The organism is Allosalinactinospora lopnorensis, assembly GCF_000981225.1.
In the GTDB taxonomy this organism is placed as follows: domain Bacteria; phylum Actinomycetota; class Actinomycetes; order Streptosporangiales; family Streptosporangiaceae; genus Allosalinactinospora; species Allosalinactinospora lopnorensis.
The window spans coordinates 85,496-111,480 of sequence record NZ_LAJC01000001.1 but is presented as its reverse complement, the minus strand read 5'-3'; the positions used below and the strand labels follow the sequence as shown (position 1 = coordinate 111,480).

At 69.4% G+C, this 25,985-nt stretch carries 25 protein-coding genes and 1 pseudogene; 21 read left to right on the top strand and 5 right to left on the bottom strand.

Annotated features, from left to right (window positions below):
* Positions 1 to 91: 91 nt before the first annotated feature.
* Entirely contained in the window at positions 92 to 277 is a 186-nt protein-coding gene (rpmB, locus tag VS93_RS00500; RefSeq protein ID WP_046468046.1) for a 50S ribosomal protein L28, read from the bottom strand.
* A gap of 394 nt (positions 278 to 671) precedes the next feature.
* On the opposite strand from rpmB, the pseudogene recG reads away from it, so the two are divergent.
* From recG to ftsY, 13 genes and pseudogenes are all read left to right on the top strand, one after another.
* Positions 672 to 2,871, top strand: a pseudogene (gene recG, locus VS93_RS00495) (ATP-dependent DNA helicase RecG).
* A 51-nt stretch (positions 2,872 to 2,922) separates the two neighbouring features.
* On the top strand, positions 2,923 to 3,504 hold the full coding sequence (rsmD, locus tag VS93_RS00490; protein WP_046468045.1) for a 16S rRNA (guanine(966)-N(2))-methyltransferase RsmD: 582 nt from the start codon (positions 2,923 to 2,925) through the stop codon (positions 3,502 to 3,504).
* Between the two features lie 70 nt (positions 3,505 to 3,574).
* Positions 3,575 to 4,051, top strand: a complete 477-nt coding sequence (gene coaD / locus VS93_RS00485) for a pantetheine-phosphate adenylyltransferase (protein WP_046468044.1) — start codon at positions 3,575 to 3,577, stop codon at positions 4,049 to 4,051.
* Positions 4,052 to 4,247: 196 nt separating this feature from the next.
* Positions 4,248 to 4,841, top strand: a complete 594-nt coding sequence (locus VS93_RS00480; protein ID WP_236700268.1) for a YceD family protein — start codon at positions 4,248 to 4,250, stop codon at positions 4,839 to 4,841.
* 146 nt (positions 4,842 to 4,987) lie between these two features.
* Entirely contained in the window at positions 4,988 to 5,164 is a 177-nt protein-coding gene (gene rpmF, locus VS93_RS27485; protein WP_082126515.1) for a 50S ribosomal protein L32, read from the top strand.
* A gap of 244 nt (positions 5,165 to 5,408) precedes the next feature.
* A complete protein-coding gene (rnc, locus tag VS93_RS00475) occupies positions 5,409 to 6,140 on the top strand; it encodes a ribonuclease III (protein WP_046468042.1) in 732 nt (243 codons plus the stop codon).
* 14 nt (positions 6,141 to 6,154) lie between these two features.
* Positions 6,155 to 7,066: a bifunctional DNA-formamidopyrimidine glycosylase/DNA-(apurinic or apyrimidinic site) lyase gene (mutM, locus tag VS93_RS00470; RefSeq protein WP_046468041.1), complete on the top strand. Its 912-nt coding sequence runs from the start codon at positions 6,155 to 6,157 to the stop codon at positions 7,064 to 7,066.
* Between the two features lie 17 nt (positions 7,067 to 7,083).
* Positions 7,084 to 7,362: an acylphosphatase gene (locus VS93_RS27480; RefSeq protein ID WP_082126514.1), complete on the top strand. Its 279-nt coding sequence runs from the start codon at positions 7,084 to 7,086 to the stop codon at positions 7,360 to 7,362.
* Between the two features lie 315 nt (positions 7,363 to 7,677).
* The gene (locus VS93_RS27475; RefSeq protein ID WP_082126513.1) at positions 7,678 to 7,869 is read left to right on the top strand and encodes a hypothetical protein; all 192 of its coding nucleotides are present in this window, start codon (positions 7,678 to 7,680) and stop codon (positions 7,867 to 7,869) included.
* A 453-nt stretch (positions 7,870 to 8,322) separates the two neighbouring features.
* Entirely contained in the window at positions 8,323 to 11,892 is a 3,570-nt protein-coding gene (gene smc / locus VS93_RS00465; protein WP_046468040.1) for a chromosome segregation protein SMC, read from the top strand.
* Positions 11,893 to 12,194: 302 nt separating this feature from the next.
* The gene (locus VS93_RS00460) at positions 12,195 to 13,124 is read left to right on the top strand and encodes an ABC transporter substrate-binding protein (protein WP_046468039.1); all 930 of its coding nucleotides are present in this window, start codon (positions 12,195 to 12,197) and stop codon (positions 13,122 to 13,124) included.
* A 4-nt stretch (positions 13,125 to 13,128) separates the two neighbouring features.
* Complete coding sequence (locus VS93_RS00455; protein ID WP_046468038.1) at positions 13,129 to 14,160, top strand: FecCD family ABC transporter permease; 1,032 nt, start codon at positions 13,129 to 13,131, stop codon at positions 14,158 to 14,160.
* Positions 14,161 to 14,216: 56 nt separating this feature from the next.
* On the top strand, positions 14,217 to 15,392 hold the full coding sequence (ftsY, locus tag VS93_RS00450; protein ID WP_046468037.1) for a signal recognition particle-docking protein FtsY: 1,176 nt from the start codon (positions 14,217 to 14,219) through the stop codon (positions 15,390 to 15,392).
* An 84-nt stretch (positions 15,393 to 15,476) separates the two neighbouring features.
* Here the strand turns inward: ftsY and VS93_RS30820 are convergent, their stop codons facing one another.
* The 4 genes from VS93_RS30820 to VS93_RS00435 are packed head-to-tail and all read right to left on the bottom strand — an operon-like array spanning position 15,477 to position 17,719.
* Positions 15,477 to 15,953, bottom strand: a complete 477-nt coding sequence (locus tag VS93_RS30820) for an ABC transporter permease subunit (protein ID WP_236700267.1) — start codon at positions 15,951 to 15,953, stop codon at positions 15,477 to 15,479.
* A complete protein-coding gene (locus VS93_RS30815) occupies positions 15,932 to 16,276 on the bottom strand; it encodes a hypothetical protein (protein WP_236700262.1) in 345 nt (114 codons plus the stop codon). The genes VS93_RS30820 and VS93_RS30815 overlap by 22 nt, the downstream gene beginning before the upstream one ends.
* Complete coding sequence (locus VS93_RS00440; RefSeq protein ID WP_046468036.1) at positions 16,263 to 17,210, bottom strand: ABC transporter ATP-binding protein; 948 nt, start codon at positions 17,208 to 17,210, stop codon at positions 16,263 to 16,265. Before VS93_RS00440 ends, VS93_RS30815 begins: the two co-directional genes overlap by 14 nt.
* On the bottom strand, positions 17,207 to 17,719 hold the full coding sequence (locus VS93_RS00435; RefSeq protein ID WP_046468035.1) for a GbsR/MarR family transcriptional regulator: 513 nt from the start codon (positions 17,717 to 17,719) through the stop codon (positions 17,207 to 17,209). The genes VS93_RS00440 and VS93_RS00435 overlap by 4 nt, the downstream gene beginning before the upstream one ends.
* Before the next feature lie 358 nt (positions 17,720 to 18,077).
* Between VS93_RS00435 and VS93_RS00430 the strand changes: the two genes are divergently transcribed.
* The 8 genes from VS93_RS00430 to rplS all read left to right on the top strand — a co-directional run bounded on the left by VS93_RS00430 (position 18,078) and on the right by rplS (position 25,866).
* Positions 18,078 to 19,382 carry an ammonium transporter gene (locus VS93_RS00430; protein WP_046468034.1) on the top strand — a complete coding sequence of 435 codons (1,305 nt, stop codon included), beginning with the start codon at positions 18,078 to 18,080 and terminating at the stop codon, positions 19,380 to 19,382.
* Between the two features lie 471 nt (positions 19,383 to 19,853).
* A complete protein-coding gene (locus tag VS93_RS00425; protein WP_236700261.1) occupies positions 19,854 to 21,008 on the top strand; it encodes a hypothetical protein in 1,155 nt (384 codons plus the stop codon).
* Between the two features lie 124 nt (positions 21,009 to 21,132).
* Positions 21,133 to 22,725 (top strand): signal recognition particle protein, encoded by a 1,593-nt coding sequence (gene ffh / locus VS93_RS00420; protein WP_046468136.1) that lies wholly within the window; start codon positions 21,133 to 21,135, stop codon positions 22,723 to 22,725.
* Positions 22,726 to 23,065: 340 nt separating this feature from the next.
* Positions 23,066 to 23,527, top strand: coding sequence for a 30S ribosomal protein S16 (gene rpsP / locus VS93_RS00415; RefSeq protein WP_046468032.1), 462 nt, complete (start codon positions 23,066 to 23,068; stop codon positions 23,525 to 23,527).
* A gap of 1 nt (position 23,528) precedes the next feature.
* Positions 23,529 to 23,771, top strand: a complete 243-nt coding sequence (locus VS93_RS00410; protein ID WP_046468031.1) for an RNA-binding protein — start codon at positions 23,529 to 23,531, stop codon at positions 23,769 to 23,771.
* Between the two features lie 132 nt (positions 23,772 to 23,903).
* Positions 23,904 to 24,416: a ribosome maturation factor RimM gene (gene rimM, locus VS93_RS00405; protein WP_046468030.1), complete on the top strand. Its 513-nt coding sequence runs from the start codon at positions 23,904 to 23,906 to the stop codon at positions 24,414 to 24,416.
* 101 nt (positions 24,417 to 24,517) lie between these two features.
* Positions 24,518 to 25,336 carry a tRNA (guanosine(37)-N1)-methyltransferase TrmD gene (gene trmD, locus VS93_RS00400; protein WP_046468029.1) on the top strand — a complete coding sequence of 273 codons (819 nt, stop codon included), beginning with the start codon at positions 24,518 to 24,520 and terminating at the stop codon, positions 25,334 to 25,336.
* Between the two features lie 170 nt (positions 25,337 to 25,506).
* Positions 25,507 to 25,866 (top strand): 50S ribosomal protein L19, encoded by a 360-nt coding sequence (rplS, locus tag VS93_RS00395; RefSeq protein WP_046468028.1) that lies wholly within the window; start codon positions 25,507 to 25,509, stop codon positions 25,864 to 25,866.
* Positions 25,867 to 25,985 lie beyond the last annotated feature (119 nt).

Genomic DNA, 25,985 nt, shown 5'->3' with positions numbered 1-25,985 from the left:
GAGCGCCGCGGCGCGAACACGGTGCTCGTGTCCGTACCGCAGCGCTCCGCACGGCGTTTTTCGGCGGGCGGAAGGCGGCCCGCCCGGAAGGTCAGCGGGAGACCTTGCCCGCCTTGATGCACGAGGTGCACACGCTCAGGCGCTTGGGCGTTCCGCCCACGCGCGTGCGCACGGTCTGGATGTTGGGATTCCAGCGGCGGCGGGTGCGGCGGTGCGAGTGGGAAACACTGTTACCGAACCCTGGTCCCTTGCCGCAGACGTCGCAGACGGAAGCCACGGTAACTCCATTCAAGCGCTCGGGCCCGCATGCCTTCGCGCACGCGGTGTACCGACCCGAGAGAGGTCTGATGAGCAGGTTGGCGCGCGGCGCCAACCGTGGAAGCGTACACGACGGCCGAGGCCCGATCCCAAACGAGAGCGAGTCAGCCCCTCGTACACGCCGAGGACAACGGGGTTGGCGGTCCGGGAATGAACGCCCGTCGCCGTACCCAGTATAACCCGATCGGCCGCGTCGGGTGTCAGAGCGGCGAGGAGGGGCCCGCCCTCCGAGACCGCGCCGATCGGACGCGTTCGCCGCCCGGAAGGTGTACGCACGTTCTAACGTGGCAGGGCAGGGAACTGCGCGGGAACGTGGGCCCGCCAAGGCCTCGACGCCGGGGTGAGGAGAGCCGTTGATCAGTTGGGACAAACCGCTGCGGACGGTTCTTGGCGCGTCCGCCGCCAAGAAGCTCGCCGCCGACCTGGACCTGCGCACCGCCGGGGAGCTGCTGCGGTACTACCCGCGCCGCTATGCCACCCGGGGCGAGCTGACCGAACTCGACTCCCTGGCCGAAGAGGAGCAGGTGACCGTTGTGGCCGAGGTGCTCAGCGCGCGCACACGCGACCTTCGGGGCAAACCGGGCAGCAGGCCCCGCAGCCTGCTGGAGGTCGTCGTCACCGATGGCACGGGCCAGCTCACCCTGGCGTTCTTCAACAAGGTGGGCTTCCATGCGCGCGAGCTGCGTCCGGGCCGACGCGGCATGTTCGCCGGGAAGATCTCCCTGTACCGGAACAAGCGCCAGCTCGCACACCCCGTTTACGAGATGCTTCCGGACGGCGGCGACCAGGAGGACCGGGTCCGGGAGTTCGCCGAGCGGCCGATCCCCATCTACCGGCGACCAAGGAGCTCACCTCCATGGCGATCGCCCGGTGCGTGGGCCTCCTGCTGGATCAGCTCGACGAGCTTGCCGAGCCGCTCCCCGAGGAGCTGCGGCGGCGCCACCGTCTCCAGGGGCTGCGCGAAGCCCTGGAACGGATTCACCGGCCCGCTGAGGAGGCCGATATCGGCCCCGCCCGCCGGCGGCTCAAGTGGGACGAGGCGTTCGTGCTGCAACTCGTGCTCGCCCGGCGCCGCGGGGAGGCGGCGGAGCTGCCCGCAACACCCCGGCCGCGGGCGGCGGGCGCCCTGCTCGACGCCTTCGACGCCGGACTCCCGTTCACCCTCACCAGCGGGCAGGCCGAGGTCGGTGAGGTCGTCTCCGCCGGGCTCGATTCCAGCCACCCGATGCACCGGCTGCTCCAGGGCGACGTGGGCTCCGGCAAGACGCTCGTGGCCCTGCGCGCGATGCTGCAGGTGGTCGATGCCGGAGGGCAGGCCGTCCTGCTCGCCCCGACCGAGGTGCTCGCCCAGCAGCACCACCGTTCCATCACCGCCATGCTCGGCCCGTTGGCCGGAGGAGGGCGGCTGGACGGCGCCGAGCACGCCACGCGGGTGGCGCTACTCACCGGGTCCCAGGGGGCGGCGGCGAGGCGCGAGTCGCTGCTCGACGCGGCGTCCGGCGCCGCCGGCATCGTGGTCGGCACCCACGCGCTGCTGCAGGAGCACGTGAGTTTCGCCGACCTCGGCCTGGTCGTCGTCGACGAGCAGCACCGGTTCGGCGTGGAGCAGCGCGACGCCCTGCGGGAGAAGGCCGCCGGAGGCCGTCCGCACGTGCTCGTCATGACCGCGACCCCGATCCCGCGGACCGTGGCGATGACCGTCTACGGCGACCTCGACGTCGTAGCGCTCACCCAGCTTCCGGCCGGCCGCTCGGCGGTGGCCACGCATGTCGTGCCGGCTCAGGACAAGCCGCACTACCTGGCCCGGGCCTGGGAGCGCATCCGGGAGGAGGTGAACCAGGGGCGGCAGGCCTACGTCGTCTGCCCGCGCATCGGCGGCGACGAGCGGGAGGAGACCGCGGCCGCCGACACAGCGGAGCCGCAGGAGGAGCCCGGCCGCCGCCCGCCGCTGGCGGTCCTCGACGTCGTCTCCGAACTGGCCGAAGGGCCGTTGTCCGGGCTGCGCGTGGCCGCGTTGCACGGCCGCCTCGCCCCGGACGACAAGGACGCGGTCATGCGCCGCTTCGCCGAGGGGGAGCTGGACGTGCTGGTGGCGACCACGGTCATCGAGGTGGGGGTGGACGTGCCCAACGCCACGGTCATGGCGATCATGGACGCCGACCGGTTCGGGGTCTCCCAGTTGCACCAGCTCCGCGGCCGAGTGGGGCGGGGGAAGCTGCCCGGCCTGTGCCTGCTCGTCACCGACGCCGCGGAGGGGGCGCCCGCGCGCGAGCGGCTGGCCGCGGTCGCCGCCACGACCGACGGGTTCGAGCTGTCGCGGGTGGACCTGGAGCAGCGGCGCGAGGGCGACGTCCTCGGCGGGACGCAGTCCGGGCGGCGGTCCTCACTGCGGTTGCTCACGCTGCTGCGTGACGAGGAGCTCATCGGGGCGGCCCGCGACGAGGCCATCGCGCTCATCGAGCCGATCCCGGGCTCGAACTGCACCCGGAACTGGCCGACGCCCTGAGCCGGCTCCTCGACGAGGAACGGGCGGCCTACCTGGACAAGACCTGACGCCGCCGAGAGTGGTGTCCCGGAGCGTCCGGCCGCGCTAACGTAACGGCCATGACCCGCATCATCGCCGGCACCGCGGGCGGGCGGCGGCTCGCCGTCCCCGCCGGCCGTACCACCCGCCCCACGGGTGACCGGGCCCGTGAGGCGCTGTTCGCGTCCGCGTGGTCGGACCTCGGGTCCTTCGCGGGGCTCCGGGTGCTGGACCTCTACGCCGGGTCCGGGGCGCTCGGGCTGGAGGCGCTGTCGCGCGGGGCGGCGCACGCGCTGCTCGTCGAGTCCGATCGGCGCGCGCTGAGCACCCTCCGGCGCAACGTCTCATCCCTCGGCCTTCCGGGCGCGCAGCCGGTCGCCGGGCAGGTCCGGCGGGTGCTCGAACGCGGCCCCGAGGGTGCGCCCTACGGCTTCGTGCTCGCCGACCCGCCCTACGTGCTCACCGACGCCGAGATCACCGAGATGCTGGCGGCGCTGCGCGATCACGGCTGGCTCGCACCGGAGGCGCTCGTCGTGGTGGAGCGCTCCAGCCGCGGGCCCGACCTGGAGTGGCCCGAAGGGTACATAGAGACGAGGGCCCGTCGATACGGTGAAGCGGCCCTTTGGTACGGTCGCGCCGCGAGTCCCCCCGAAGGCTCCTGAGCGTCCGGGAAGGAAACACCGGTGGGGCGGCCTCGCCGCCCGTAGCAGGTCGCCAGAGAGGACGGTTCCCGTGCGCCGCGTCGTCTGTCCCGGGTCCTTCGATCCGGTCACCAATGGTCACATCGACATCATCGGGCGCGCCGCGCGCCAGTACGACGAAGTGATCGCGGCCGTCCTGGGCAATGTCAGCAAGCGCGCCCTCTTCAGTGTCGACGAGAAGCTGGAGATGCTGGATGAGTGCACGCGCGCGTTCACCAATGTGCGCACCGCCAAGTTCGACGGCCTGCTCGTGGACTTCTGCCGGGAGAACGACATCGGCACGATCATCCGCAGCCTGCGCTCGGTCAGCGACTTCGACTACGAACTGCAGATCGCCCAGATGAACTATCAGCTCTCCGGTGTGGAGACGATGTTCATGACGGCCAATCCGCAGTACTCGTTCCTCAGTTCCAGTCTGGTCAAGGAGGTCGCCCAGCACGGGGGCGACGTCAGCAGCCTGGTGCCCCCGTACGTGGAGCAGCGGTTGCGGGAGAAGTACAAGGAGTAGGGGGCCGGAGTAGGACAGTGAGGGGTGCGTGTCCCCGCTGATTTGGGAACAGGCTTCCCCGGTCGGTAGAATTCAAGGCTGACCATTGCTCTGTTCTCGTGGTCCGTACCGGTTCGAGGCCCGTCGCCGACGACCGCCGGCGGGCCCAGCCCGTCGTCACCGCCCGCCACGGGCGGTGCACTCCACTGAAAGCGCGATTACTCTGACTCGTCTCGACCCCCGTTCCCAGTTCGTGGTCGACACCCGGCCGCTGGGCCGCCAGCCAGGTTCGATGCGGACCTCCAACCGCGTCGTGCCCAGTCCCGGTTCGTTCGCGACCGGGATGGTCGGCGTACCCGAGGGCACCGACATCGAGCTCGACTACCGGCTCGAAGCGGTCATGGAGGGTGTGCTAATCACGGGCACGGCGCGGACCCTGTTCGAAGGGGAGTGCTCGCGCTGCCTCGATCCGGTCTCCTCCTCCGTGGAGGCGGACTTCCAGGAGCTGTTCCGGTATCCGGGCGACGACGACGGCTCCGGGGGCGCCGGTTCCGGGACCGAAGCGGACTCCGGAGACGAGGAGGAGGACTACTATCTTGAGGGCGACCTGCTCGACCTGGAGCAGGTGATCCGTGACGCGGTCGTTCTCGCGTTACCGCTGACACCGCTCTGCAGGGCCGACTGCCCAGGTCTGTGCGTCGAGTGCGGTGTCAAACTCGCCGAGGCCGGAGCCGATCACGGTCACGGCGAGCGCGCCGACCCCCGTTGGGAGGCGCTACGGAAGCTGAGCGAGGAGTTCGGCGACCAATGAGATCTCACTCCCTGAGTGGGCGACGGCACCGTCCCGGCCATGGGGCGTGCGGTCCGCGCAGGAGTGCGGTGTTCCCCCGCGAGCGCGGGAATGACCATAGGCAAAGCGAGCTCCCGCGGCCGCGGGGGTGACCCAGGAGGATTGAAGTGGCCGTCCCGAAGCGGAAGAAGTCGCGGGCCCGCACCCGCATTCGCCGTTCCCAGTGGAAGGCGTCGCGCCCGGTGCTGACCAGCTGCCCGCGTTGCCGCGACCCCAAGCTCCCGCACGTCGCCTGCCCCACGTGTGGCACCTATAACAACCGGCAGGTCGTCAACCCGGCCTGAACCGCGAGTGATGGCGGGCTCAGTTCACTGAGCCCGCCATCACGCCTATCGGAAACAACCGGATAAGAGGACATCGTGCCGGTGCGGGCCTACCCGAGGCCGTGGTGGCCGCCGGGGAGAAGACACTTCTTCGCGACGATCACCTCGCCCTCGAGCGTCCCTAATCGGCCCAGACGAGCGCAGCCAGGAACGAAGGAGAGCGCGCCCTGTGGTGCGGCGCCGGATATAGGGATGTGAATTTTCAGTGGCCACTCAACTCAACCCGACCGAGGCACAGGAGTTCTACCGGGCGATCGGTGTCGAGGTGGATCCCCAGGTACTGGTACGGGCGCTGACGCACCGCTCCTATGCCTACGAGAAGGGCGGGCTGCCGACCAACGAGCGTCTGGAGTTCCTCGGCGACTCGGTCCTGGGCCTGGTCGTCACCGACACGTTGTTCCGGGAGCACCCGGATCTGCCCGAGGGGCAGCTCGCCAAGCTGCGGGCCGCTGTGGTCAATATGCGCGCGCTCGCCGATGTGTCGCGCGGCCTGGGCATCGGCGACTACATTCGCCTGGGGCGGGGCGAGGAGGCCACCGGCGGACGCGACAAGTCCTCGATCCTCGCCGACACGCTGGAGGCGGTCATCGGCGCGGTGTACCTCGACCGCGGCCTGGACGTGGCCTCCGATCTGGTGCACCGTCTGTTTGACCCCCTGATCGCCACGGCGTCGGGCCTGGGCGCGGGGCTCGACTGGAAGACGTCGCTGCAGGAGCTCACCGCGGCCGAGATGCTCGGTGTTCCCGAGTACCAGGTCGAGGAGAGCGGTCCCGACCACCAGAAGACGTTCCGCGCGACGGTCCGGGTAGCGGGGGAGACGCACGGTCTCGGCGAGGGGCGCAGCAAGAAGGAAGCCGAGCAGCAGGCCGCCGAGTCGGCCTGGAAGGCGATCCGGGCCCGGGCCGAGGTCCAGCGGCACGGAGAACACCAGAACTAGGAAGTGCGCCGCCGATGCCTGAGCTCCCAGAGGTCGAAGTGGTCCGGCGCGGCCTTGAGCGCTGGGTGGTCGGACGCGGGATCGGCGACGTCTCGGTGCTGCACCCGCGGTCGATCCGCCGCCACGCGGCCGGTGCCGGTGATTTCTCCGGGCGGTTGGCGGGACGCGCGGTCACCGCGGCCCGGCGCCGCGGAAAGTACCTGTGGCTCACGCTGGACTCCGGGGAGGCGCTGCTCGCCCACCTGGGGATGAGCGGTCAGCTGCTGGTCCAGCCGGCTGAGCGCGCTCCCGAGCGCCATCTGCGCGTGCGTGTTCCGCTGGACGGGGACGGCGGCGAGCTGCGCTTCGTCGACCAGCGCACGTTCGGCCACCTGATGGTGGACTCGCTCGTCGCCGACACCGCACAGGTGAGACCGGACACGGCCGCGGCCGTGGGAGCGGACCTGGCCGTGCCTTCGGTGATCCGGCACATCGCGCGTGATCCCCTGGACTCGGCCTTCGACGACCGCGCCTTCGCGGAGGCGCTCCGGCGCCGCCGCACCACCCTGAAGCGCGCGCTGCTGGATCAGTCCCTCATCAGTGGGGTAGGCAACATCTATGCGGACGAGGCGCTGTGGCGGGCCCGGCTGCACGGGGAGCGCGCAACAGCGGACTTGGAGCGTCCGCGGGTCGCCACTCTGCTGGAGCAGGTGCGCGCTGTGCTGCGCGACGCGCTGGAGGATGGTGGGACCTCCTTCGACGGCCTCTACGTCAATGTGAACGGCGAGAGCGGGTATTTCGAGCGCGGCCTGAAGGTCTACGGGAGGCGGGACCTCCCGTGCGAACGGTGCGGGGCACTCATCCGGCGTGTCGCGTTCATGAACCGGTCGTCGTTCAGCTGTCCGAAATGCCAGCCGGAGCCCTGGTTCTCAGAGGCCGCGCCGTAACGTGGGAGGAGGAGCCGATGTCAGGGGAAGCCCGGCTGACGGCCTGGGTGCACGGCTACGTTCAAGGCGTCGGCTTCCGGTGGTGGGTCCGGTCGCGGGCGCTGGAGCTCGGGCTCAACGGAGCGGCGACCAATCTGCCGGACGGCCGGGTCGAGGTGGTCGCAGAGGGGCCCCGGAAGGCGTGTGAGCAATTGCTCGAACTGTTGCGTGGGAGCGATACCCCTGGTCAGGTTGCTTTGGTCGTTGAACGTTGGGGGAACTCCGGGGGTTCGTTCTCCGGATTCATTGAACGATGAGTATCCTAGAGGGGCTACGCGGTTCGTGAGCGCCCCGCGGCAGGAGTGTGTCGTCCGCAGTGCACGTGATGCGGCGGTAGGGCACAAATGGTGCCCCGGGGGTGCTCGAATACGAGTCGTGCGCTGTGACCTGCCTGGTTACTGCTCAGTTACGTACAGTCCCGTTCAATCTTGACCAGTAGCGCCCGCAGTGAGATTCTGGAAGATAGACCACGTGCCTTTCCAGTCATGAGACGCATCGGAATTCCGGTCGCGTGATCGTGGCTCACGTGTGCGTGGGGTTAATCTGGTCACTCAGTGTGGAGGACCCACATCATGGCGAAGGCTCTGTTTGGCCACGTCGGCGGTCCTGATCCTCAAATGGTTCAGGAAATGCGGCGGCTGCAGAAGCGAGTACGTGACCTCGAAGACGAGATCGGGCGACTTCAAGCCCGAAACGATCAGCTCTCTGCTGCTGTCACGGATGTCACCGTCAGTGCGACCGACCGCGAGCCCGCGCTCGCTTGACGCTCTATAGCGTGCCCGCGTGGAGTAAGGGGCGCCCAGTATTTCCCCGGCGTCCCTTGGGCCGCTTACGTTGAGCTGTTCTTTTCCCTCCGGTGGTCGGCCCTTTATCGTCCAGGGTGTACCCGGAGCGATTTCCCCGCAATCCTCGGTATCTTCGTTCGATACCGCGCACCGTTTCGTTCGTTGTCGACCTCTCTGACGCCACCGCTACGCGGATGGGGACAGCGGCTGCGACGGTGCTTCGCGGGACCTCGATATCCGTGAACCGCATTCGGTCTTCGCCGTGCGTGCACCCCGCACGCCCTCCGGACTCGGCCGCGCCGTGACCGGAGTCCGCGGGAGCGGCGCCGCTGGTACCGGCGCGAACGTGCGGCAGGACCGGGTGGTTCATGGCACCCTTACCCTCAGGGGCAGATCAGGGGCAGCGGAACGCGACCGAGGGGGACGCAGAGCGTGTATCTGAAGAACCTCACGCTGCGTGGCTTCAAATCGTTCGCCTCGGCCACCACCCTCCGTTTCGAGCCCGGCATCACCTGTGTCGTCGGGCCCAACGGTTCCGGCAAGTCCAATGTCGTCGACGCGCTGGCCTGGGTCATGGGCGAACAAGGGGCGAAATCCCTGCGCGGCGGCAAGATGGAGGACGTCATCTTCGCCGGTACGTCCTCGCGGGCCGCGCTGGGCCGCGCGGAGGTCAGCCTCACCATCGACAACACCGATGGGGCACTTCCCATCGACTACTCCGAGGTCACGATCAAGCGGACGATGTTCCGCAACGGCGGTTCGGAGTACGCGATCAACGGAGACACCTGCCGGCTGCTCGACCTTCAGGAACTGCTCAGCGACTCCGGTATCGGCCGCGAGATGCACGTCATCGTCGGCCAGGGGCAGCTGGACACCGTTCTGCACGCCGGGCCGGAAGAACGGCGCGGCCTCATCGAAGAGGCCGCGGGCATCCTCAAGCACCGCAAGCGCAAAGAGAAGGCCCTGCGCAAGCTCGACGCGATGCAGGGCAACCTGGACCGCGTAACCGACCTCACCGCCGAGCTGCGCCGCCAGCTCAAGCCCTTGGGCAAGCAGGCCGAGCTCGCCCGCCGCGCCGCGGTCATCCAAGCCGACCTCCGCGATGCCCGGCTCCGGCTGCTCGCCGACGACATCGTCACCCTCAAGGAGCGGTTGGAGAAGGAGGAGGCGGACGAGGCCACCGTCCGCACCCGCCGAGAGGCCACCGAGAGGTCCCTCGCCGATGCCCAGGAACGGGAGACCCAGCTGGAGAACGCGGCCACCGAGGCCGCTCCCCGGCTCGCTCGGGCCCTGGAGACCTACCACGGGCTCTCCCGGCTCAGGGAGCGGCTGAACGCCGTGGCCGGTCTCGCCGCGGAACGCCACCGCAATCTCGCCGGCCTCACCGCCGAATCCGAGGAAGAGCGCCCCGGCCGCGACCCGGAGGAACTCGAACGCGAGGCCGAGGAGGTGCGCGCCCAAGAAGAGGAGCTGCGGTTCCGCCTGGACGACTCCCGGGAGAGGCTGGAAGCGGCCGTTACCGACCGCACCGCCGCCGAGCAGGCCCTCCAGGAGGAGGAGAGACGGATCGCGACCGCAGCCCGCGCGGCGGCCGAACGGCGGGAGGACCTGGTTCGTCTCCGCGGTCAGGTCGAGGCGCTGCGCAGCCGGCTCGCGGCCAGCGAGGCCGAGGTCGACCGCCTCGACGCCGCCGCCGTCGATGCCCGGGAGCGGGCCGAAACCGCCCGCGCCGAGCACGAGCAGGCCAGCGCCGACTCCGAGGGGCTGGACCAGGGGGACGCCGAACTCAACGAGGCCCAGGAGAACGCCAAGCGCGAACTCGCCGCCGTCGATGCCCGGCTGAAGAAGCTGCGTGAGACCGAACGGGCGGCTGAGCGCGAACGCGCCGCACTGGCCGCCCGCAAGGAGGCCCTGGAGATGGGCCTCAACCGCAAGGACGGAGCGGGCGCGCTGCTGGGCGCCGCCGACCGGCTGCCCGGGCTTATCGGCTCCATAGCGGCCCTGGTGCAGGTGGCCCCCGGGCACGAGACCGCTATCGCCGCCGCCCTTGGTGCGGCCTCCGACGCCGTCGCGGTCGACGGCGCCGACGCCGCCGAGGCCGCGCTGGACCTGCTGAAAACAGACGACGCCGGCCGCGCCGGGATCGTGGTGGCCCAGAACGCCGACGGGGCCGTACCGCCGCGGAGCGCCTGGCCGACGCTGCCCCAGGGCGTCCAATACGTCGTCGACACCGTGCACCCGCCGCCGGAACTGGAGTCCGCCGTCACCGCGCTGCTCGACCGGACGGCCCTGGTCGCCGACGCCGCCGAGGCCCGCCGGGTCCTCGGTGCGGAGCCGGAGCTGCGCGCGGTCACCCGCGACGGCGACGTCTTCGCCCCGGCCCTGGTGCACGGCGGGTCCTCATCGTCGCCGAGCCTCCTCGAAGTGCAGGCGGCCGTGGACGAGGCCGAGGAGCGGCTCCAAGAGGCGGCGGCCGCCTGCAAACGGGCTGCGGCGGAGCTGGCCGAGACCGAGGAGGAAAGGGCACGTATCACGGGCGCCGCCGACGACCTCGCCGCCCGCCGCCGCGCCGCCGACAAGCGCCGGAACGAGGTGGCCCAGCAACTCGGGAAGCTCGGCGGGCAGGCCCGTTCCGCCGAGGCCGAGGCCGAGCGCTACGCCTCGGCGGCCGCGAAGGCGGGCCGGGGCCGCGAGGCGGACCTGGAGAAGCTCGCCGGCCTGGAGGAGCGCCTGGCCGTTGCCGAGGCCGAACCGATCGAGGACGACGAGCCCGGTACCGACCACCGCGACGCCCTTGCCGAGCGCGCCTCCGCGGCCAGAGCGGCGGAGACGGAAACGCGCCTGGCGGTACGGACCGCTGAGGAGCGCGTCCGCTCGATCTCCGGCCGGGCCGACGGCTTGGCGCGTGCCGCCGCCAAGGAACGCGAGGCGCGGGAGCGCGCCGCACAGCGCCGCGAGCTCCGGCGCCGGCAGTCGCGCGTCGCCGAGGCGGTGGCCGAGAGCGCCGCTGAAGCGCTCCAGCGGATCGAGGCCTCCGTGGCCGACGCCGACGCCGAACGCCGGGCGGCGGAAGAGGAACGCGACGCCCGCGACGTCGAGCTGAAAACCGTCCGGGCGCGCGTCCGCGAGCTCTCGGTCGAGATGGAGAAACTGGTCAACGCCGTGCACGGCAGCGAAGTCGCCCGTGCCGAGCGGAGGCTCCGGCTGGAGCAGATGGAGACGAAAGCCGTGGACGAGATGGGGGTCGACGTCCCGACGCTCACCCACGAGTACGGGCCGCGGGTCCCCATCCCGCCGCCCGACGACGCCGGGGACGCCGAGGCCGTCGCCGTCCCCTACGTCCGCGAGGTCCAGGAGAAACGAGCGCGCACCGCCGAGCGCCAGCTCAACCAGCTCGGCAAGATCAATCCACTGGCGCTCGAAGAGTTCGCCGCCCTTGAGGAGCGCCACAACTTCCTTACCGCGCAGCTGGAGGACCTGAAGAAGACCCGCAGTGACCTGATCACGGTGGTCAAAGAGGTCGACGACCGGGTCCAGGAGGTGTTCTCCGCGGCCTTCGCCGACGTCGAGCGGGAGTTCGCGAAGATCTTCGGCCGGCTCTTCCCCGGAGGGGAGGGGCGCCTGGTCCTCACCGAGCCCGGCGACATGCTCACCACCGGCATCGAGGTGGAGGCGCGGCCCCCGGGCAAGAAGGTCAAGCGGCTGTCCCTGCTGTCCGGGGGCGAACGGTCGCTGACCGCCGTGGCCTTCCTCGCCGCGATCTTCAAAGCGCGGCCCTCGCCCTTCTACGTGCTGGACGAGGTCGAGGCGGCGCTCGACGACACCAACCTGCAGCGGTTGCTGCTGATCTTCGACGAACTACGCCAGGCCTCCCAGCTCATCGTCATCACCCACCAGAAGCGCACCATGGAGGCCTGCGACGCGTTGTACGGCGTGACCATGCAGGGCGACGGCATCTCCCAGGTCATCAGCCAGAAGCTGGAGCGCAAGGAGAGGGCCTGACCCCCGTGCCGCCGTCCGGGCGCGAGGGGCACCCCCGCCGTCCAGGCATCCGGAAAGGGACCCGGTAAAGTGGCAGTATTGCCGCTGCCGAGCGGTTCTGGCAGGGCAATGGCACCGTGCGAGCGAAGTCCGGTCGGGGCGCGGCCCCGGAATCCGGCGCTGTCCCGCAACTGTGACGCCCGCCGCCCCGGCGGCGGGACGAGCCAGGTCGCCTCCACGGATGCCGGCGACCGCTGTTCTCGTGGGAAGGGCAGTCCGTCTCCGCGGGCTCCGCGCTTTCCGACCTATGCCGAAGGAGACCCGTGCGTACCGCACGCCGAACAACGGCCGTACTGCTCCTGGCCATCCTCGTGCTCCCCTCCTGCGGTGCCCGGGAACCGGCGGGCCCCGGCGCCGGGGCGGGCGGCGAGTTCCCCGTCACCATCACCGACGCGCGCGGCGAGACCACCCTGGAGGAGGCGCCGCGGCGCATCGTCTCGCTCTCGCCGACCAGCACCGAGATCCTCTTCGCGATCGGGGCGGGCGAGCAGGTGGTCGCCGCCGACGAGCATTCGAACCACCCGGAGGAGGCGCCCGACACCGAACTGTCCGGCTTCACCCCCAGCGTCGAGGCGATCGCCGAACACGAGCCGGACCTGGTCATCCTGGCCCGCGACGCCGAGGACGCGGCCGAGCAGCTCGAAAGGATCGAGATCCCGGTCGTCGTGCTCCCCGCGGGCGAGGTCCTGGAGGACACCTACGACCAGATGCGGCTGCTGGGCGAGGCCACCGGGCACTCCGATGAGGCCGAAGAGGCGGCCGATCAGGTCGAGGCCGAGCTCGACGGCATCGTCGCCGAGACCCGGGAGCAGACGGGCGACGTCGACCTCAGCTACTACCACGAGCTCGACGACGCCATGTACTCGGTGAACTCCGGGACCTTCATCGGACAGGTCTACGAGCGGTTCGGGCTGAGCAACATCGCCGACGCCGCCGGGGACGAGGCCGACGGCTACCCGCAGCTTTCGGCGGAGTTCGTCGTCGCCGAGGATCCGGACCTGATCTTTTTGAGCCACGGCGGCGTGGACGCCGTCGCTTCGCTGGAGGAGCGCCCGGCCTTCGACACCATCAGCGCCGTCCAGAACGGCGACGTGGTCACGCTCGACCCCGACATCGCGTCGCGCTGGGGGCCGCGTGTCGTGGAACTGGCCCAGAGCGTGTCCGAGGCGGTCATCGCCGCGGAGGAGACGTAGTCCTTTGCGACGCACCCGGTCGGCCTGGGGCCGGCTCTGCTGCGCGGCGGCCGTACTCGCGGCCGCGATGCTGGCCGGAGTCGCCGCCGGCGCCGCCTCCATCACCCCGGCGGACATCGCGGGTGAACTGGTGGCCAGGCTGCCGCTGGGGGCGGAGTCCCCGCTCAACGACCGGGAGCTCGCGGTCCTGGTGGAGCTGCGGATGCCCCGGGTGGTGCTGGGGGCGGTCGTCGGCGGCCTGCTGGCCACGGCCGGCGCCGCCTACCAGGGCGTGTTCCGCAACCCGCTGGCCGACCCCTACCTGCTCGGGGCGGCCGGCGGGGCGGGGCTGGGCGCGACCCTGGTCATCGTCTACGGCCCGACCCTGGCCGTGGACCCGGGATCGCTGATCCCGGCCGCCGCGTTCGCCGGAGCGATCCTCGGCGTCGCCGCGGCCTACGCGCTGGGGAGCTCGGCGGGAAGGGGCGGCACCGCCGCGTTGATCCTCGCCGGGGTGGCGGTGTCCTCGTTCCTGTCCGCGGCGCAGACGCTCGTCCAGATGACCCGGATCGAGAACCTGCAGCGGATCTACTCCTGGCTGCTCGGCGGCCTGGGCAGGGGCGGCTGGGACGACGTCTGGATGGTCGCCCCTTACGCGGCCGTTAGCGTGGCCGTCCTGCTGGCCTGCGGATACCTGCTGGACCTGCTGGCGATGGGCGACGAGAAGGCGACCAGCCTCGGACTGAACGCGACGGGGGTGCGGCTGCTCGTGATCTCGGCCGCCTCGCTGGCCACCGCCGCCGCCGTCTCGGTCAGCGGACTGATCGGGTTCGTCGGCATCGTGGTGCCGCACATCGTGCGCCGCCTCGTCGGTACCGGTTACCGGCTGATCCTGCCGATGTCGCTGGTGACGGGTGCGGCCTTCCTGGTGCTGGTGGACATCTCGGTACGCACCGTCATCGCCCCTGCGGAGCTCCCCCTCGGTGTCGTGACGGCGTTCCTGGGAGCCCCATTCTTCCTGGTCATCCTGCGGGCCACGCGGAACCGCGGCACGTGATCTCGTGAGCCGCGTGACCTGATCGTGCCTCTTCTTCTGTAAGACTGGTTGACGTTATGGACTACACCATCTTCGCTGTCGCCATCTTCGTCGTCGCCGTCCTGGTGTTCGGCGGCGTCTTCCTGATCCGGCCGCGGCGACCCGATTCCGGCAAGGAGCCGCGCGCCGGCGACGAGGGCGGTTCGGCCACGGGTACGGCCGTCGCCGAACCGGAGGAGAAGGAGGAACCCGGCGGTCCGTCCGCCGCGGCGGGAACGGCCACCATCGAAGAACCGCCCGTCGCGCCGGTCGAGATCGAGATCCCGCCGCCGTCCGCGGGGCGGCTGGTGCGGCTGCGTGCCCGGCTGGCACGCTCGCAGAGCGTTTTCGGCCAGGGACTGCTCAACCTGCTCGCGTCGGACAGGCTCGACGAGGACGCGTGGGAGGGGATCGAGGACATCCTCGTGACCTCCGATGTCGGCGTCACCTCCGCCTCGCAGATCGTGGACGGCCTGCGCACCAAGGTCAAAGTGCTGGGGACCCGGAGCCCCGAAGAGGTGCGCGGCCTGCTCCGGGAGGAACTGCTGGCGCAGATCAACCCCGAGCTCGACCGCGCGGTGCGCACCGAGCCGCATGGCACCCGGCCCGCTGTGATCATGGTCGTCGGGGTCAACGGGACGGGCAAGACCACAAGCTGCGGCAAGCTCGCCCGAGTGCTCGTCGGCGACGGGCGCAGCGTGGTGCTCGGCGCGGCCGACACGTTCCGCGCCGCGGCGGCCGATCAGCTGGAGACGTGGGGCAGCCGTGTCGGTGCGCCCGTGATCCGCAAGGACGAGGGCGCCGACCCGGCCAGTGTCGCCTTCGACGCGGTCACGCGCGCATCGGACGAGGGCGCCGACACGGTCATCATCGACACCGCCGGCCGGTTGCACACCAAGACCGGGCTGATGGACGAGCTCGGCAAGGTCAAGCGGGTCGTCGAGAAGAAATCCCAGGTGGACGAGGTCCTGCTGGTCCTCGACGCGACCACGGGGCAGAACGGCCTGCGGCAGGCGAGAGTGTTCGCCGAGGTCGTCAACATCACCGGCATCGTGTTGACCAAGCTCGACGGCACCGCCAAGGGCGGCATCATCGTCCAGGTCCAGCGGGAACTCGGGGTTCCGGTGAAGCTGGTCGGGCTGGGTGAGGGGCCCGACGACCTCGCGCCGTTCGAACCCGAAACGTTCGTCGACGCGATCCTCGGCGAGGGGTGAGCCTCCGCCGCGCCCTGTACAACGAACGGCCTCCCTCCCGCGCTGGGAGGGAGGCCGTATTGCCGAGCGCCTGTCTCTCAGGTGTCACACGGACACATCACGCCGGGTGAACGTGCCGGCGGCGATGCTCACCAGTGCCGCCGGAACGGCGACGAGGACGGCGGTGAACCCCGCGTCGAACCCGTTCACGAGCGGGTTCGGGTCCAGCCCGTAGTAGAAGGCGGAGAGGAAGCGCAGCCACTCCAGCTCCTCCACCTGCATCGCGAACGTGTTGCCGATGTAGCCGATCACCGCGAACAGCGCCGCGGTCGCCAGGGCGATGCTGCGCCTTCCGGTGAGAGCGCCGACGGCCAGCGCGAGCGAGCCGTAGGACAGCGCGATGAGCGTGACCATCGCGGCGGCGGCGAAGAGGTTCGCGGCGGCGATCTCGATCTCCAGCAGAGGGCCGAACACCAGCAGGATGAGGAACACGGCCAGTCCGAGCGCCGCGACGAACGCGGCCATCCCGGCGAACCTCTGCACCAGCACCCGGGTGCGGCTCACCGGGTAGGCGAGGACCAGTTCCAGGCCGCCGTCCTCTTCGTCCCCCGCGACCGCCCGGGTGCCATGATGATCGCCGCGACGATCATCAGGACCGGCGTGAGCAGAGCGAGCACGGTGGAGTTCAGATAGCCCTCGGCCGAGGTCATGTCCTGCCAGCCCATGGCCTCGACGAGCCCCTGGGGGTAGGCCTGCATGAACTCGTCCATGGCTTCGGCGGAGTCCGCCATCGACGGCCAGAACCCGCTGTACAGCAGGGTGACGGCGGCGACGGCGACCACCCAGCCGACGAGCGCGCGGAGGTTGTCGTGCAGGTACTTGCCGAAGACGTTACGCAGCAGCATCGCGGTCCGCCTCTCCCTCTGCGCCGGCGTCGGCGCCGCCACCGTTGTAGTGAATGAAGAACAGTTCCTCCAGGTCGGGCTCTTCGCTGGTCAGTGTGAGCACCGTGTGCTGGGCGGCCAGCTTCACCAGCGCGTCGGGGCTGCCGTCGACCACGCAGTGCAGCGTGTCGCCCTCGACGGCGACCTCGCGGACGTTCTCCGCGGCCGCGAACTGGTCCCCGGAGACCGGTTCGGTGAAGCGGAGCGTGATCTTGCGGGAGGAGCGCTCGCGCAGGGCGTCCATGTCCTCCACCGCCACGATGCGGCCCCTGCGGATGATGGCGGCGCGGTCGGCCACGTCCTGCACTTCGCTGAGCACATGCGAGGACATGAACACGGTCCGCCCTTCGTCGCGGGCCTCGCGCACCATGGCCAGGAACTCCTGCTGCAGCAGCGGGTCCAGGCCGCTGGTGGGCTCGTCCAGGACCAGCAGCCGGGGCTCATGCATGAAGGCCTGCACCAGGCCGACCTTCTGCTTGTTCCCCTTGGACAGGCCGCGGATGGGCCGTGCCAGGTCGAGGCCGAGGCGCCGGGCCAGTTCGTCGATCCGGCCCCGGCTCACACCGCCACGCAGGTTGCCCAGGTAGGTGAGCAGCTCGCGGGCGGGGCGCCGGCTGGACATGGCCAGTTCCCCGGGCAGGTACCCGATATCGCGGCGGATGTGCACGCCGTCGGTGCGCGGGTCGTGTCCCAGGACGCTCAGTTCGCCCTCGTCGCGCCGGATCAGGTCCAGCATGATCCGGATGGTCGTGGTTTTGCCGGCCCCGTTGGGCCCGAGGAACCCGAAGATCTCGCCCTGCCGGACGTCCAGGTCGACTCCCGAAAGCGCGCGGTGCCGACCGTAGCTCTTGGTCAGTCCTGTAGCGGTGATAACCCGTGGGGGGTGTACGGTCATTCGTTCGCTCGATTCTGCGTCTGCCATTGTTCCCAGCGTTCGATCAGCTGGGGCAGCTCCTGGTCGAACCAGCGGTAGAAGTCCCGCATCTCCCTGAGTCGGTCCAGCCTGCCCGGCGGGGAGTCCGCCAGTGTGGCGATCCCCTCGTCGGCAGCCTCGATGACCGGGGTGAACCTCGATGCCCTGGTCCGCATGATCTGGGTCCAGGCATCGCTCTTGATGCGGTAGTAATCCCGCCGATGTCCCGGCTTGGCGACCTTCTCCACCAGTGCGGCGGCGGTCAGGGTGCGCAGTGCCGGGTTGATCGACCCTTTGCTGGCCTGCAGGGCGGCACAGATGTCTGGAGCGCTCTGCTCCGGCGGTTCGCAGACGAGCAGCAGCGCCAGGACTCGGCCGTGCATGCGGACCAGCCCCATGTGCTCCAAGAGCACGGCGAATTTCTCCACGTAGGCCAGCTCCGCGGCCGTGGAGGATCCCGTGGGCTCTCCAGCGCTATCAGCATCGCTCATAAAGTTCATTATCGACTGAACATCCTGTACACGTCCGAATATGCCCTACCGGAAGGGCGCTCAGACCCGCCTTAGCGGGTTCTTAACGGACGGAGGCGTCCGGCCGCGGCGGTCCTGTGCCTGCGGATGTCCACTTCGGGTGTCCGTGCAGGTCTACGACTCCTCCTGGGGCGGTGCTTTACCCGGACTTAACACGTGGCGCCATGTCTTTACGGCGGCGCAACGCGTACGGCCCTCCCGAGAAACACCGCGGGTCGAAGGTGACTGCTGGTGATCTTCGCCGAGCCCGACGACGTGCTCGCTGACCATTTCTTCTCGGCTGAATACGAATCCCCCATCCATATCTCGTGGAGGCGAAATGATCGACAGCGGTACTACCGCGTGGTTGCTGATCAGCGCCGCTCTGGTGATGCTGATGACACCGGGTGTGGCCTTCCTGTACGGAGGCATGTCCCGGGCCAAGAGCGTGCTGAACATGATGCTGATGAGTTTCGCGAGCATCGCGATCGTCAGCGTCCTCTGGGTACTTGTCGGGCACTCACTGGCCTACGGCGGTGGTTCCGGGCCGCTCACCCCGTTCGTGGGCGGATTCGAGTACGTCGGCTTGAGCAGCCTCATCGGCGAGGTCGCCGAGGGCGGGTACCCCGAACTCGTCGACGCCGGGTTCCAGATGATGTTCGCCGTCATCACTGTGGCCCTGATCAGCGGCGCCATCGCCGACCGCGCCAAGTTCGGCGCCTGGGTGATATTCGTTCCGCTGTGGGCGCTGCTCGTCTACTTCCCCGTGGCCCACTGGGTCTGGGGCGGCGGCTGGGTCGGAGAGCTGACCATCGGCGGTGCCGAGGTCATCGACTTCGCCGGCGGTACGGCCGTGCACATCAACGCGGGTGCGGCGGCTCTCGCGCTCACCTTCGTCCTGGGGCGCCGCAAGGGCTTCGGCGCGGAGTCGATGCGTCCGCACAATCTGCCGTTCGTGCTCCTCGGCGCCGCCCTGCTGTGGTTCGGCTGGTTCGGCTTCAACGCGGGTTCCGCCTACGCCGCTGACGAGAGCGCCGCTCTGGCGCTGGTGAACACCCAGGTGGCCACGGCCGCGGCCACGGGTGCGTGGATGCTCGTCGAGCGCCTCCGCTACGGCAGCGTGACGGCTCTGGGCTTCGCCTCCGGTGCCATCGCCGGTCTTGTGGCCATCACTCCGGCCGCCGCGGACGTGACCCCGTTGGGTGCCATCGGGGTGGGCTTCGCCTCGGGCGCCGTCTGCGCCTACGCGATCAGCTGGAAGTTCAAGTTCAAGTACGACGACGCCCTGGACGTCGTGGGCATCCACATGGTCGGCGGCATCGTCGGTTCGCTGATGATCGGTTTCCTCGCGGCCGAGATCGCCGGCGGCACGAACGGCCTGTTCTACGGCGGCTCGGTCTCCCTGCTGCTGGTGCAGCTCATCGCGGTGATCGGCGTGCTGCTCTACTCTCTCGTCGTCACCTACATCATCGGCAAGCTCATCGACCTGGTCATGGGCTTCCGGATTCCGGAGCACGTCGAGACCAACGGGCTGGACAGCGAACTGCACTCCGAGACCGCCTACGCCTTCGACGAACTCGACGATCTGGAAGGACCGGAGCTCTCCTCGCCGACGCCTCCGGGCGAGGAGGTGGCCTCGCGGTAGGTCCGATCAGCAGGCGTCCTCAGCGTAGAGGGCGGTGACCGTACCAATACGCCGCGAGGCGGAGCCGGACCGGTGTGGGAGACCCCTCGCCGGTCCGGCTTTTTCCGTACGGCGCGCGCCGTGAGCTACCCCACTGCGTGACGGTGTCCGTCGTGGTCCCCGATCGTGTGTGGCGCGTCCGTCGCATGGCAGGGGACGCCCGCGCCTGTTCGCCCGCCCGGTGCGGGGAAGGCGTTCGATACGCTTATTGGCTGACGAGGGATCCGCGCTCTTCGTTCCGGAACGAACTCCGAGACGCCGGGCGGCCCCCGGACAAACGCCCGGAGCCGTGTTGCGTTCCCGCGCGTCCAATTCCCGACTACAGACGACATGCTCGTTCCCCCGCATGTACCCATGGCAGGGCCAGGAGGCATAATGGCGCCGGTTATTCCTAGTGAACGCCGATCAAGCGGGCCTTTCAGGTTCGCGGCGGTGGCGGCCGTGCTCGCGGTCGGCACAGCGGGATGCTCCATCGACCTGAGTGACTGGCGCCCCGGCGGCGGTGGAGGAGCGGAGGCCGAGGAGTCTTCCGACCCCGTCGACGCGGCCCCATTGCTGGAGGAGGCGCTCGACTCCCTTGCCGCCGCCCCCGCCATTCTCGCGCAGGGCCAGATCGGCAACTCCGACGGCGGGGAGGTCAAGGAGGCGTCGTTCACGGTGACCGACTCCGGCGCGACCACCGGCTCCGTCCAGGAAGGCGAGAGCGAGGCCCAGGTGAGGATGGGCGACAGCAAGATGTTCGTCCAGGCGCCGGACGAGTACTGGCTGAACCAGGGAGTCTTCAACCCCGACAGCGACCAGTACGGGGAGAACTGGGTCCGCGTCGACGGAACGCAGATGGGCGTCAACCCCGCCGCGGTGCTGGCACCGGAGCGGCTCTCCGAAGCCCTGCGGGAGCTTGCGCCCGCCGGCGGCGAGGCGACGCCGGAGAACCTCGACGGCACCGCCGCCTACCGGATCGACCTCGCCGGTACGGACAACCGCGTGTGGGTCACCGAAGAGGAACCGCACCGACTGCTCCGCATCGAGATCGAGGAGCTGGTTCCCAAGGACGCCGAGAGCGGTCCCCGGACACGGCTGAACATCTCCGAACCCGAGACCGCCGACGTGGAGCAGGCCTACGACGACCTCATCGCCTGGGCCGAGGACGACCTGGGTGGCGCGCGGGACGCCCGGTTGGAGGTCGCCTGGGACGGCCAGCTCGACATGCAGTGCGAGACCGGCGGCCAGTGCACCGTCGAGGGCACGGTGCGAGACGATTCCGTCGACGAGGGGTCGGGCACCGTGCAGGTCCGGATGGACGCTTCGTTCGAGAACGACGAACTGGGCGAGCAGGAGTGCGACGACACCGCCAAGCTGGAGGCCGGTGGAACCGTCACCCTCTCCTGCAGCGTCGACTACGAGCTGGCCCCCAGCTCCACCCCGCAGGAGTACGAGATCGGCGGCGAAGGCCTGCTTTCGACACGCGGGATCACCGGCAATGCCAGGGACGAACTGGTCGAGACGCTCCAGACGGAGCGCCAGACGACCCTGGGCGAGGACGAAAGTGCCGAGGAGAGCCCGGACGAGGAGGGCGACTCGGAATGACCTGCGAGGCTGATGCGCGGACTGAGGTTGACGCGCGGATTTCCGCGGCGTCCGCCGGAGGCGCATAACCGGGATTCGGCAGGTAGCTAGGAAGTCAACCCGAGACGAAGGATTGACCACACTCGTGTTCGAGACGCTTTCCGACCGGCTGACATCGGTCTTCACCTCGCTGCGCGGCAAGGGACGGCTGTCCGAGGAGGACATCAACTCGACCGCGCGCGAGATCCGTCTCGCGCTGCTCGAGGCCGACGTCGCGCTTCCCGTCGTCCGCGACTTCATCGCCCAGATCAAGGAGCGGGCCCGGGGCGAAGAGGTTTCCAGGGCGCTGAATCCGGCGCAACAGGTCATCAAGATCGTCAACGAGGAACTCATCCGGATCCTCGGGGGCGAGACCCGCGAGATCCGGTTCGCCAAGAACCCGCCCACGGTCATCATGCTCGCGGGGCTCCAGGGCACCGGTAAGACCACGCTCGCCGGCAAGCTCGGCCTGTGGCTGGCGGACGAGCGCAACACTCCGCTGCTGGTCGCGGCCGACCTGCAGCGCCCCAACGCGGTCACTCAGCTGCAGGTGGTAGGTGAGCGGGCGAACGTTCCGGTTTTCGCGCCGCAGCCCGGAAACGGCGTCGGTGATCCGGTCGAGGTGGCGCGGGAGTCCATCGACTACGCCCAGCGCAACAACCACAATGTCGTCATCGTCGACACTGCGGGCCGCCTGGGCGTCGACAGCGAGATGATGCAGCAGGCGGCCGACATCCGCGACGCGGTGCGGCCCGACGAGATCCTCTTCGTCGTCGACGCGATGATCGGGCAGGACGCGGTCAACACGGCCCAGGCGTTCCTGGACGGTGTCGGTTACGACGCCGTCGCGCTCACCAAGCTCGATGGCGACGCCCGGGGCGGTGCGGCGCTGTCCATCCGGCACATCACGGGCCGGCCGATCATGTTCGCCTCCACCGGTGAGAAGCTGGAGGACTTCGACCTCTTCCACCCGGACCGGATGGCCTCGCGCATCCTGGACATGGGCGACATGCTCACCCTCATCGAGCATGCCCAGAAGACGTTCGAGGAGTCCGAGGTCGAGAAGATGGCCAGCACGCTGGCCTCTGAAGAGGACTTCACCCTCGACGACTTCCTGCAGCAGATGTCGATGGTCCGCAGGCTCGGACCGATCAGCAACCTGCTCGGCATGATGCCCGGCATGGGCCAGATGAAGGAGCAGATCGGCAACGTCGACGACAAGGATCTGGACCGGATCGCGGCCATCATCCAGTCGATGACGCCTGCCGAGCGGGACAATCCGAAGATCATCAACGGGTCGCGTCGGCTGCGCATCGCCAACGGTTCGGGCACCCAGGTCAGTGACGTCAATGGCCTCGTCACCCGGTTCTTCGAGGCGCAGAAGATGATGCGCCAGATGAAGAACGGGGGTATGCCCGGAATGCCGGGTATGCCGGGGCAGAGTGGTGGCAAGAAGAAGGCCAAGGCCCAGGCCAAGAAGGCCAAGAAGGGCAAGCAGCGCAGCGGCAACCCGCTCAAGGCCAAGCAGCAGGAGGCCGAGAAGGCGGCCGAGCGCCAGCGCCGCCAGGAGGAGGGCGGCGACCAGTCCTCGCAACTGCCTCCGGGCCTCGGCGGGGGTGCCGGCGCACCGCAGCTTCCTCCCGGACTGGGAGGCGGTAAGATGCCCGACCTTTCGGATTTCAAGCTGCCCAAGCAGTGATCCCCGCGTTCCGGGGAGCCGGATCGGGGCCTCTGTCCACGCGATCACCTATGATCGTGGTGTGGCCTGATACTCACCGGCGGTCTGTGCGGATCGCGTCCGCTCCCGTTTCCCCACAGCGGAGGCGGGGCGCGCCCGGTCCGGCTCGGGGGACCCGCCGGTATCCGGTCGGCCGCGCAATTCGTACCCGTGAATCTGGCACAATGAGATGTCGACTAACGGTGTCTCGGGCCGGCCCTCTACTTGCCCGGGCACCCACGTCCTCCGCTCGGTGACGCTCCGCATCCCCACGCGGCGCGGAACTGGGCATCCACACCGTAATCGGGAGAAGACCACACCAGTGGCTGTCAAGATCAAGCTCAAGCGTATGGGGAAGATCCGTGCGCCGCAGTTCCGCATCGTTGTCGCCGCCGCTCAGAAGAAGCGCGATGGCAAGGTCATCGAGGAGATCGGCAAGTACCACCCGAAGGAAGAGCCGAGCCTGATCGAGGTGGACTCCGAGCGGGCGCAGTACTGGCTGTCCGTGGGGGCGCAGCCCACCGACCCTGTGAAGGCTCTGCTGCGGAAGAGCGGCGACTGGCAGAAGTTCAAGGGCCTGCCGGCTCCGAAGCCGCTGAAGGTGGCCGAGCCCAAGGACAAGGAAGCCGAGGAGGCCACGTTCCAGGCCGTCCTGAAGGAGCTCGTCCTGCCCGGCCAGGAGGAGAGCGGCAAGGCCGAGAACAAGGGCAAGTCCGGCAAGAAGTCCGAGAAGGCCGAGAAGCAGCCCGCTCAGGCTGGGGAGAAGTCCGAGGGCGAGGCCTGACGTGCTGGAAGAGGCACTTGAGCACCTGGTGAAAGGCATCGTCGAGAATCCCGACGATGTCCAGGTGAGAGCCCGCAGGCTTCGCAAGGGCAAGGTGCTCGAAGTTCGGGTCCACCCCGATGACCTCGGGAAGGTGATCGGCCGCAGCGGCCGTACCGCCAAGTCGCTGCGAACCGTCATCGGTGCGCTGGCCGGAGGGCGCTACGTCCGGGTCGACCTGCTGGACCTGCACGAAGTGCGCTGAATCGCGCTCCGGGGGCGTCGGCCGAATGGTCGGCGCCCCTGTTTTCTGTCCCGCCTCCCTCGCTGGTCGCGATCCGCCGACGGGTCCGCGGGAACCGTCTAACGTAGAGATCAGCGATCCGTGAGGAGAACGATGCGTCTCGTTGTCGGCCGGATCGGCCGGGCGCACGGCATTCGCGGTGAGGTCGCCGTCGAGGTGCGCACCGATGATCCGGCTGCGCGTTTCGTCGCGGGGGTCCGGCTGCTGACCGATCCCGAGAGTGCGGGGCCGCTGACGATCGCGGCGGCCCGTCGGCACGCCGGGCGGTTACTCGTCCGGTTCGACTCGGTCTCCGATCGCACGGACGCCGAGAACCTGCGGGGCGTGACCCTGCTCGTGGACTCGGCCGATATCGGTCTGTTGGACGACCCGAACCAGTTCCACGATCATGAACTTATCGGCCTTACCGTCGTGACCGGCGGAGGCGAGAAGGTCGGGACCGTCGACGACATCCTGCACAACGCTCAGGACGTGCTGGTGGTCAAGGATCCGTCCGGGCGGGAGGTGCTGATCCCGTTCGTCCGCGACCTCGTGCCCCAGGTCGACACGGCAGCCGGCCGCCTTGTGATCGATCCCCCGCCCGGTCTGCTCGACCTGGGTCGTTGACGCCGGGGAACGAGCCGACCGGTGGTGAGGCGCGCCACGTTTCCAACACGCAGCCCGCCCGCGAACGGCGGGCGACGAGGCCGGAAGAGCTACTGAGTACCATGCGCATCGACATCATCACCATCTTCCCTGACTACTTCGCGCCTCTGGAGCTGTCGCTGATCGGCAAGGCGAGAGCGGCGGGGATCCTCGACATCCGGGTGCACGACCTCCGCTCCTGGACCTACGACCGGCACAAGACGGTGGACGACACGCCTTACGGCGGAGGGCCCGGCATGGTCATGAAACCCGAGCCGTGGGGCGAGGCGCTCGACGCCGTCACGGCGCCGGCGGAGACGGCCGCGGCGCCGCCCGTGCCTCCCGCCGCGCCCGGGCCGAGACTGATCCTGCCGGCCCCCAGCGGTGTCCCCTTCACACAGGTGCACGCTGAACGGCTCTCCGATGAACCGTGGCTGGTTTTCGCGTGCGGGCGTTACGAGGGCATCGACGCGCGGGTCGTCGACGACGCCTGGGAGCGGATGCCTGTGGAGGAACTCAGCATCGGCGACTACGTCCTGGCGGGCGGGGAGTCCGCGACCCTGGTCATGGTGGAGACGATCTCACGGCTGATGCCCGGTGTGCTGGGCAACGCCGACTCCGCCGTTCAGGACTCCTTCGCGCCGGGGGCCATGGAGAACCTCCTGGAAGGGGCGGTCTACACCAAGCCGCCAGTCTGGCGCGGCCGCGAGGTCCCTCCGGTTCTGCTGTCGGGAGACCACGGGGCGGTCGACCGCTGGCGCCGAGACGAAGCTCTCCGCAAGACCGCACGCAACCGCCCCGAGCTGCTGCGTGAGATCCCGGAGAACCACCTCGACCAACACGATCAGGATGTCCTCCGCGGGGCTCGGTTACAGGTCGGCTCCGAATCTGTGGCAGACTAGATGAGTTGCCCCTGCCGTTGAGTTCCGTTCGTATGCTGCCGGTACCGGCTCTGATGGTTGCGAGGAACCTGCCAGAGGCACGCTATTCCGACCCCAGCAGATCCGCCCGCGCGAACCGCAGTGTCCGTCGGTCCGTCGCCGCGGCGCGCAATCGATGAGGAACCGCTGAGATGCACACCGCTATTCAGGAGCTTGAGAAGGCCCAACTGCGCTCCGACATCCCCGAATTTCGCCCGGGTGACACGCTGAACGTCCACGTGCGCGTGACGGAGGGGAGCCGCTCCCGGATCCAGGTCTTCAAGGGTGTCGTGATCCGGCGGCAGGGCGAAGGCAGCCGGGAGACCTACACGGTCCGCAAGATCAGCTACGGCGTGGGCGTGGAGCGCACGTTCCCCGTGCACACTCCCGTGGTCGACAAGATCGAGGTTGTCACCCGCGGCAGGGTGCGCCGTGCCAAGCTCTACTACCTGCGCAACCTGCGCGGCAAGGCCGCCCGCATTCCCGAGCGCCGCGAGCCCGCCAAGCGCTGAGACCAAAGATCCGGTCGCCTCGGGGAGTGTTTCGTCCGGCGCACGCCCCCGCCCTCGGATAAGGTCTGGGCAATGACGGACGAATCCTCGCACGACCGGGTAGCGCGCGAGCAGGGACT

What these genes read in the sequence shown, in the direction of transcription:
- rplS (WP_046468028.1), top strand. Translation starts at nt 25,507, where the DNA reads ATGCACACCGCTATTCAGGAGCTTGAGAAGGCCCAACTGCGCTCCGAC.
- trmD (WP_046468029.1), top strand. Translation starts at nt 24,518, where the DNA reads ATGCGCATCGACATCATCACCATCTTCCCTGACTACTTCGCGCCTCTG.
- rsmD (WP_046468045.1), top strand. Translation starts at nt 2,923, where the DNA reads ATGACCCGCATCATCGCCGGCACCGCGGGCGGGCGGCGGCTCGCCGTC.
- mutM (WP_046468041.1), top strand. Translation starts at nt 6,155, where the DNA reads ATGCCTGAGCTCCCAGAGGTCGAAGTGGTCCGGCGCGGCCTTGAGCGC.
- VS93_RS00435 (WP_046468035.1), bottom strand. Translation starts at nt 17,719, where the DNA reads ATGAGCGATGCTGATAGCGCTGGAGAGCCCACGGGATCCTCCACGGCC.
- VS93_RS30815 (WP_236700262.1), bottom strand. Translation starts at nt 16,276, where the DNA reads ATGCTGCTGCGTAACGTCTTCGGCAAGTACCTGCACGACAACCTCCGC.
- VS93_RS27475 (WP_082126513.1), top strand. Translation starts at nt 7,678, where the DNA reads ATGGCGAAGGCTCTGTTTGGCCACGTCGGCGGTCCTGATCCTCAAATG.
- ftsY (WP_046468037.1), top strand. Translation starts at nt 14,217, where the DNA reads ATGGACTACACCATCTTCGCTGTCGCCATCTTCGTCGTCGCCGTCCTG.
- rimM (WP_046468030.1), top strand. Translation starts at nt 23,904, where the DNA reads ATGCGTCTCGTTGTCGGCCGGATCGGCCGGGCGCACGGCATTCGCGGT.
- VS93_RS00430 (WP_046468034.1), top strand. Translation starts at nt 18,078, where the DNA reads ATGATCGACAGCGGTACTACCGCGTGGTTGCTGATCAGCGCCGCTCTG.
- VS93_RS00440 (WP_046468036.1), bottom strand. Translation starts at nt 17,210, where the DNA reads ATGACCGTACACCCCCCACGGGTTATCACCGCTACAGGACTGACCAAG.
- VS93_RS27480 (WP_082126514.1), top strand. Translation starts at nt 7,084, where the DNA reads ATGTCAGGGGAAGCCCGGCTGACGGCCTGGGTGCACGGCTACGTTCAA.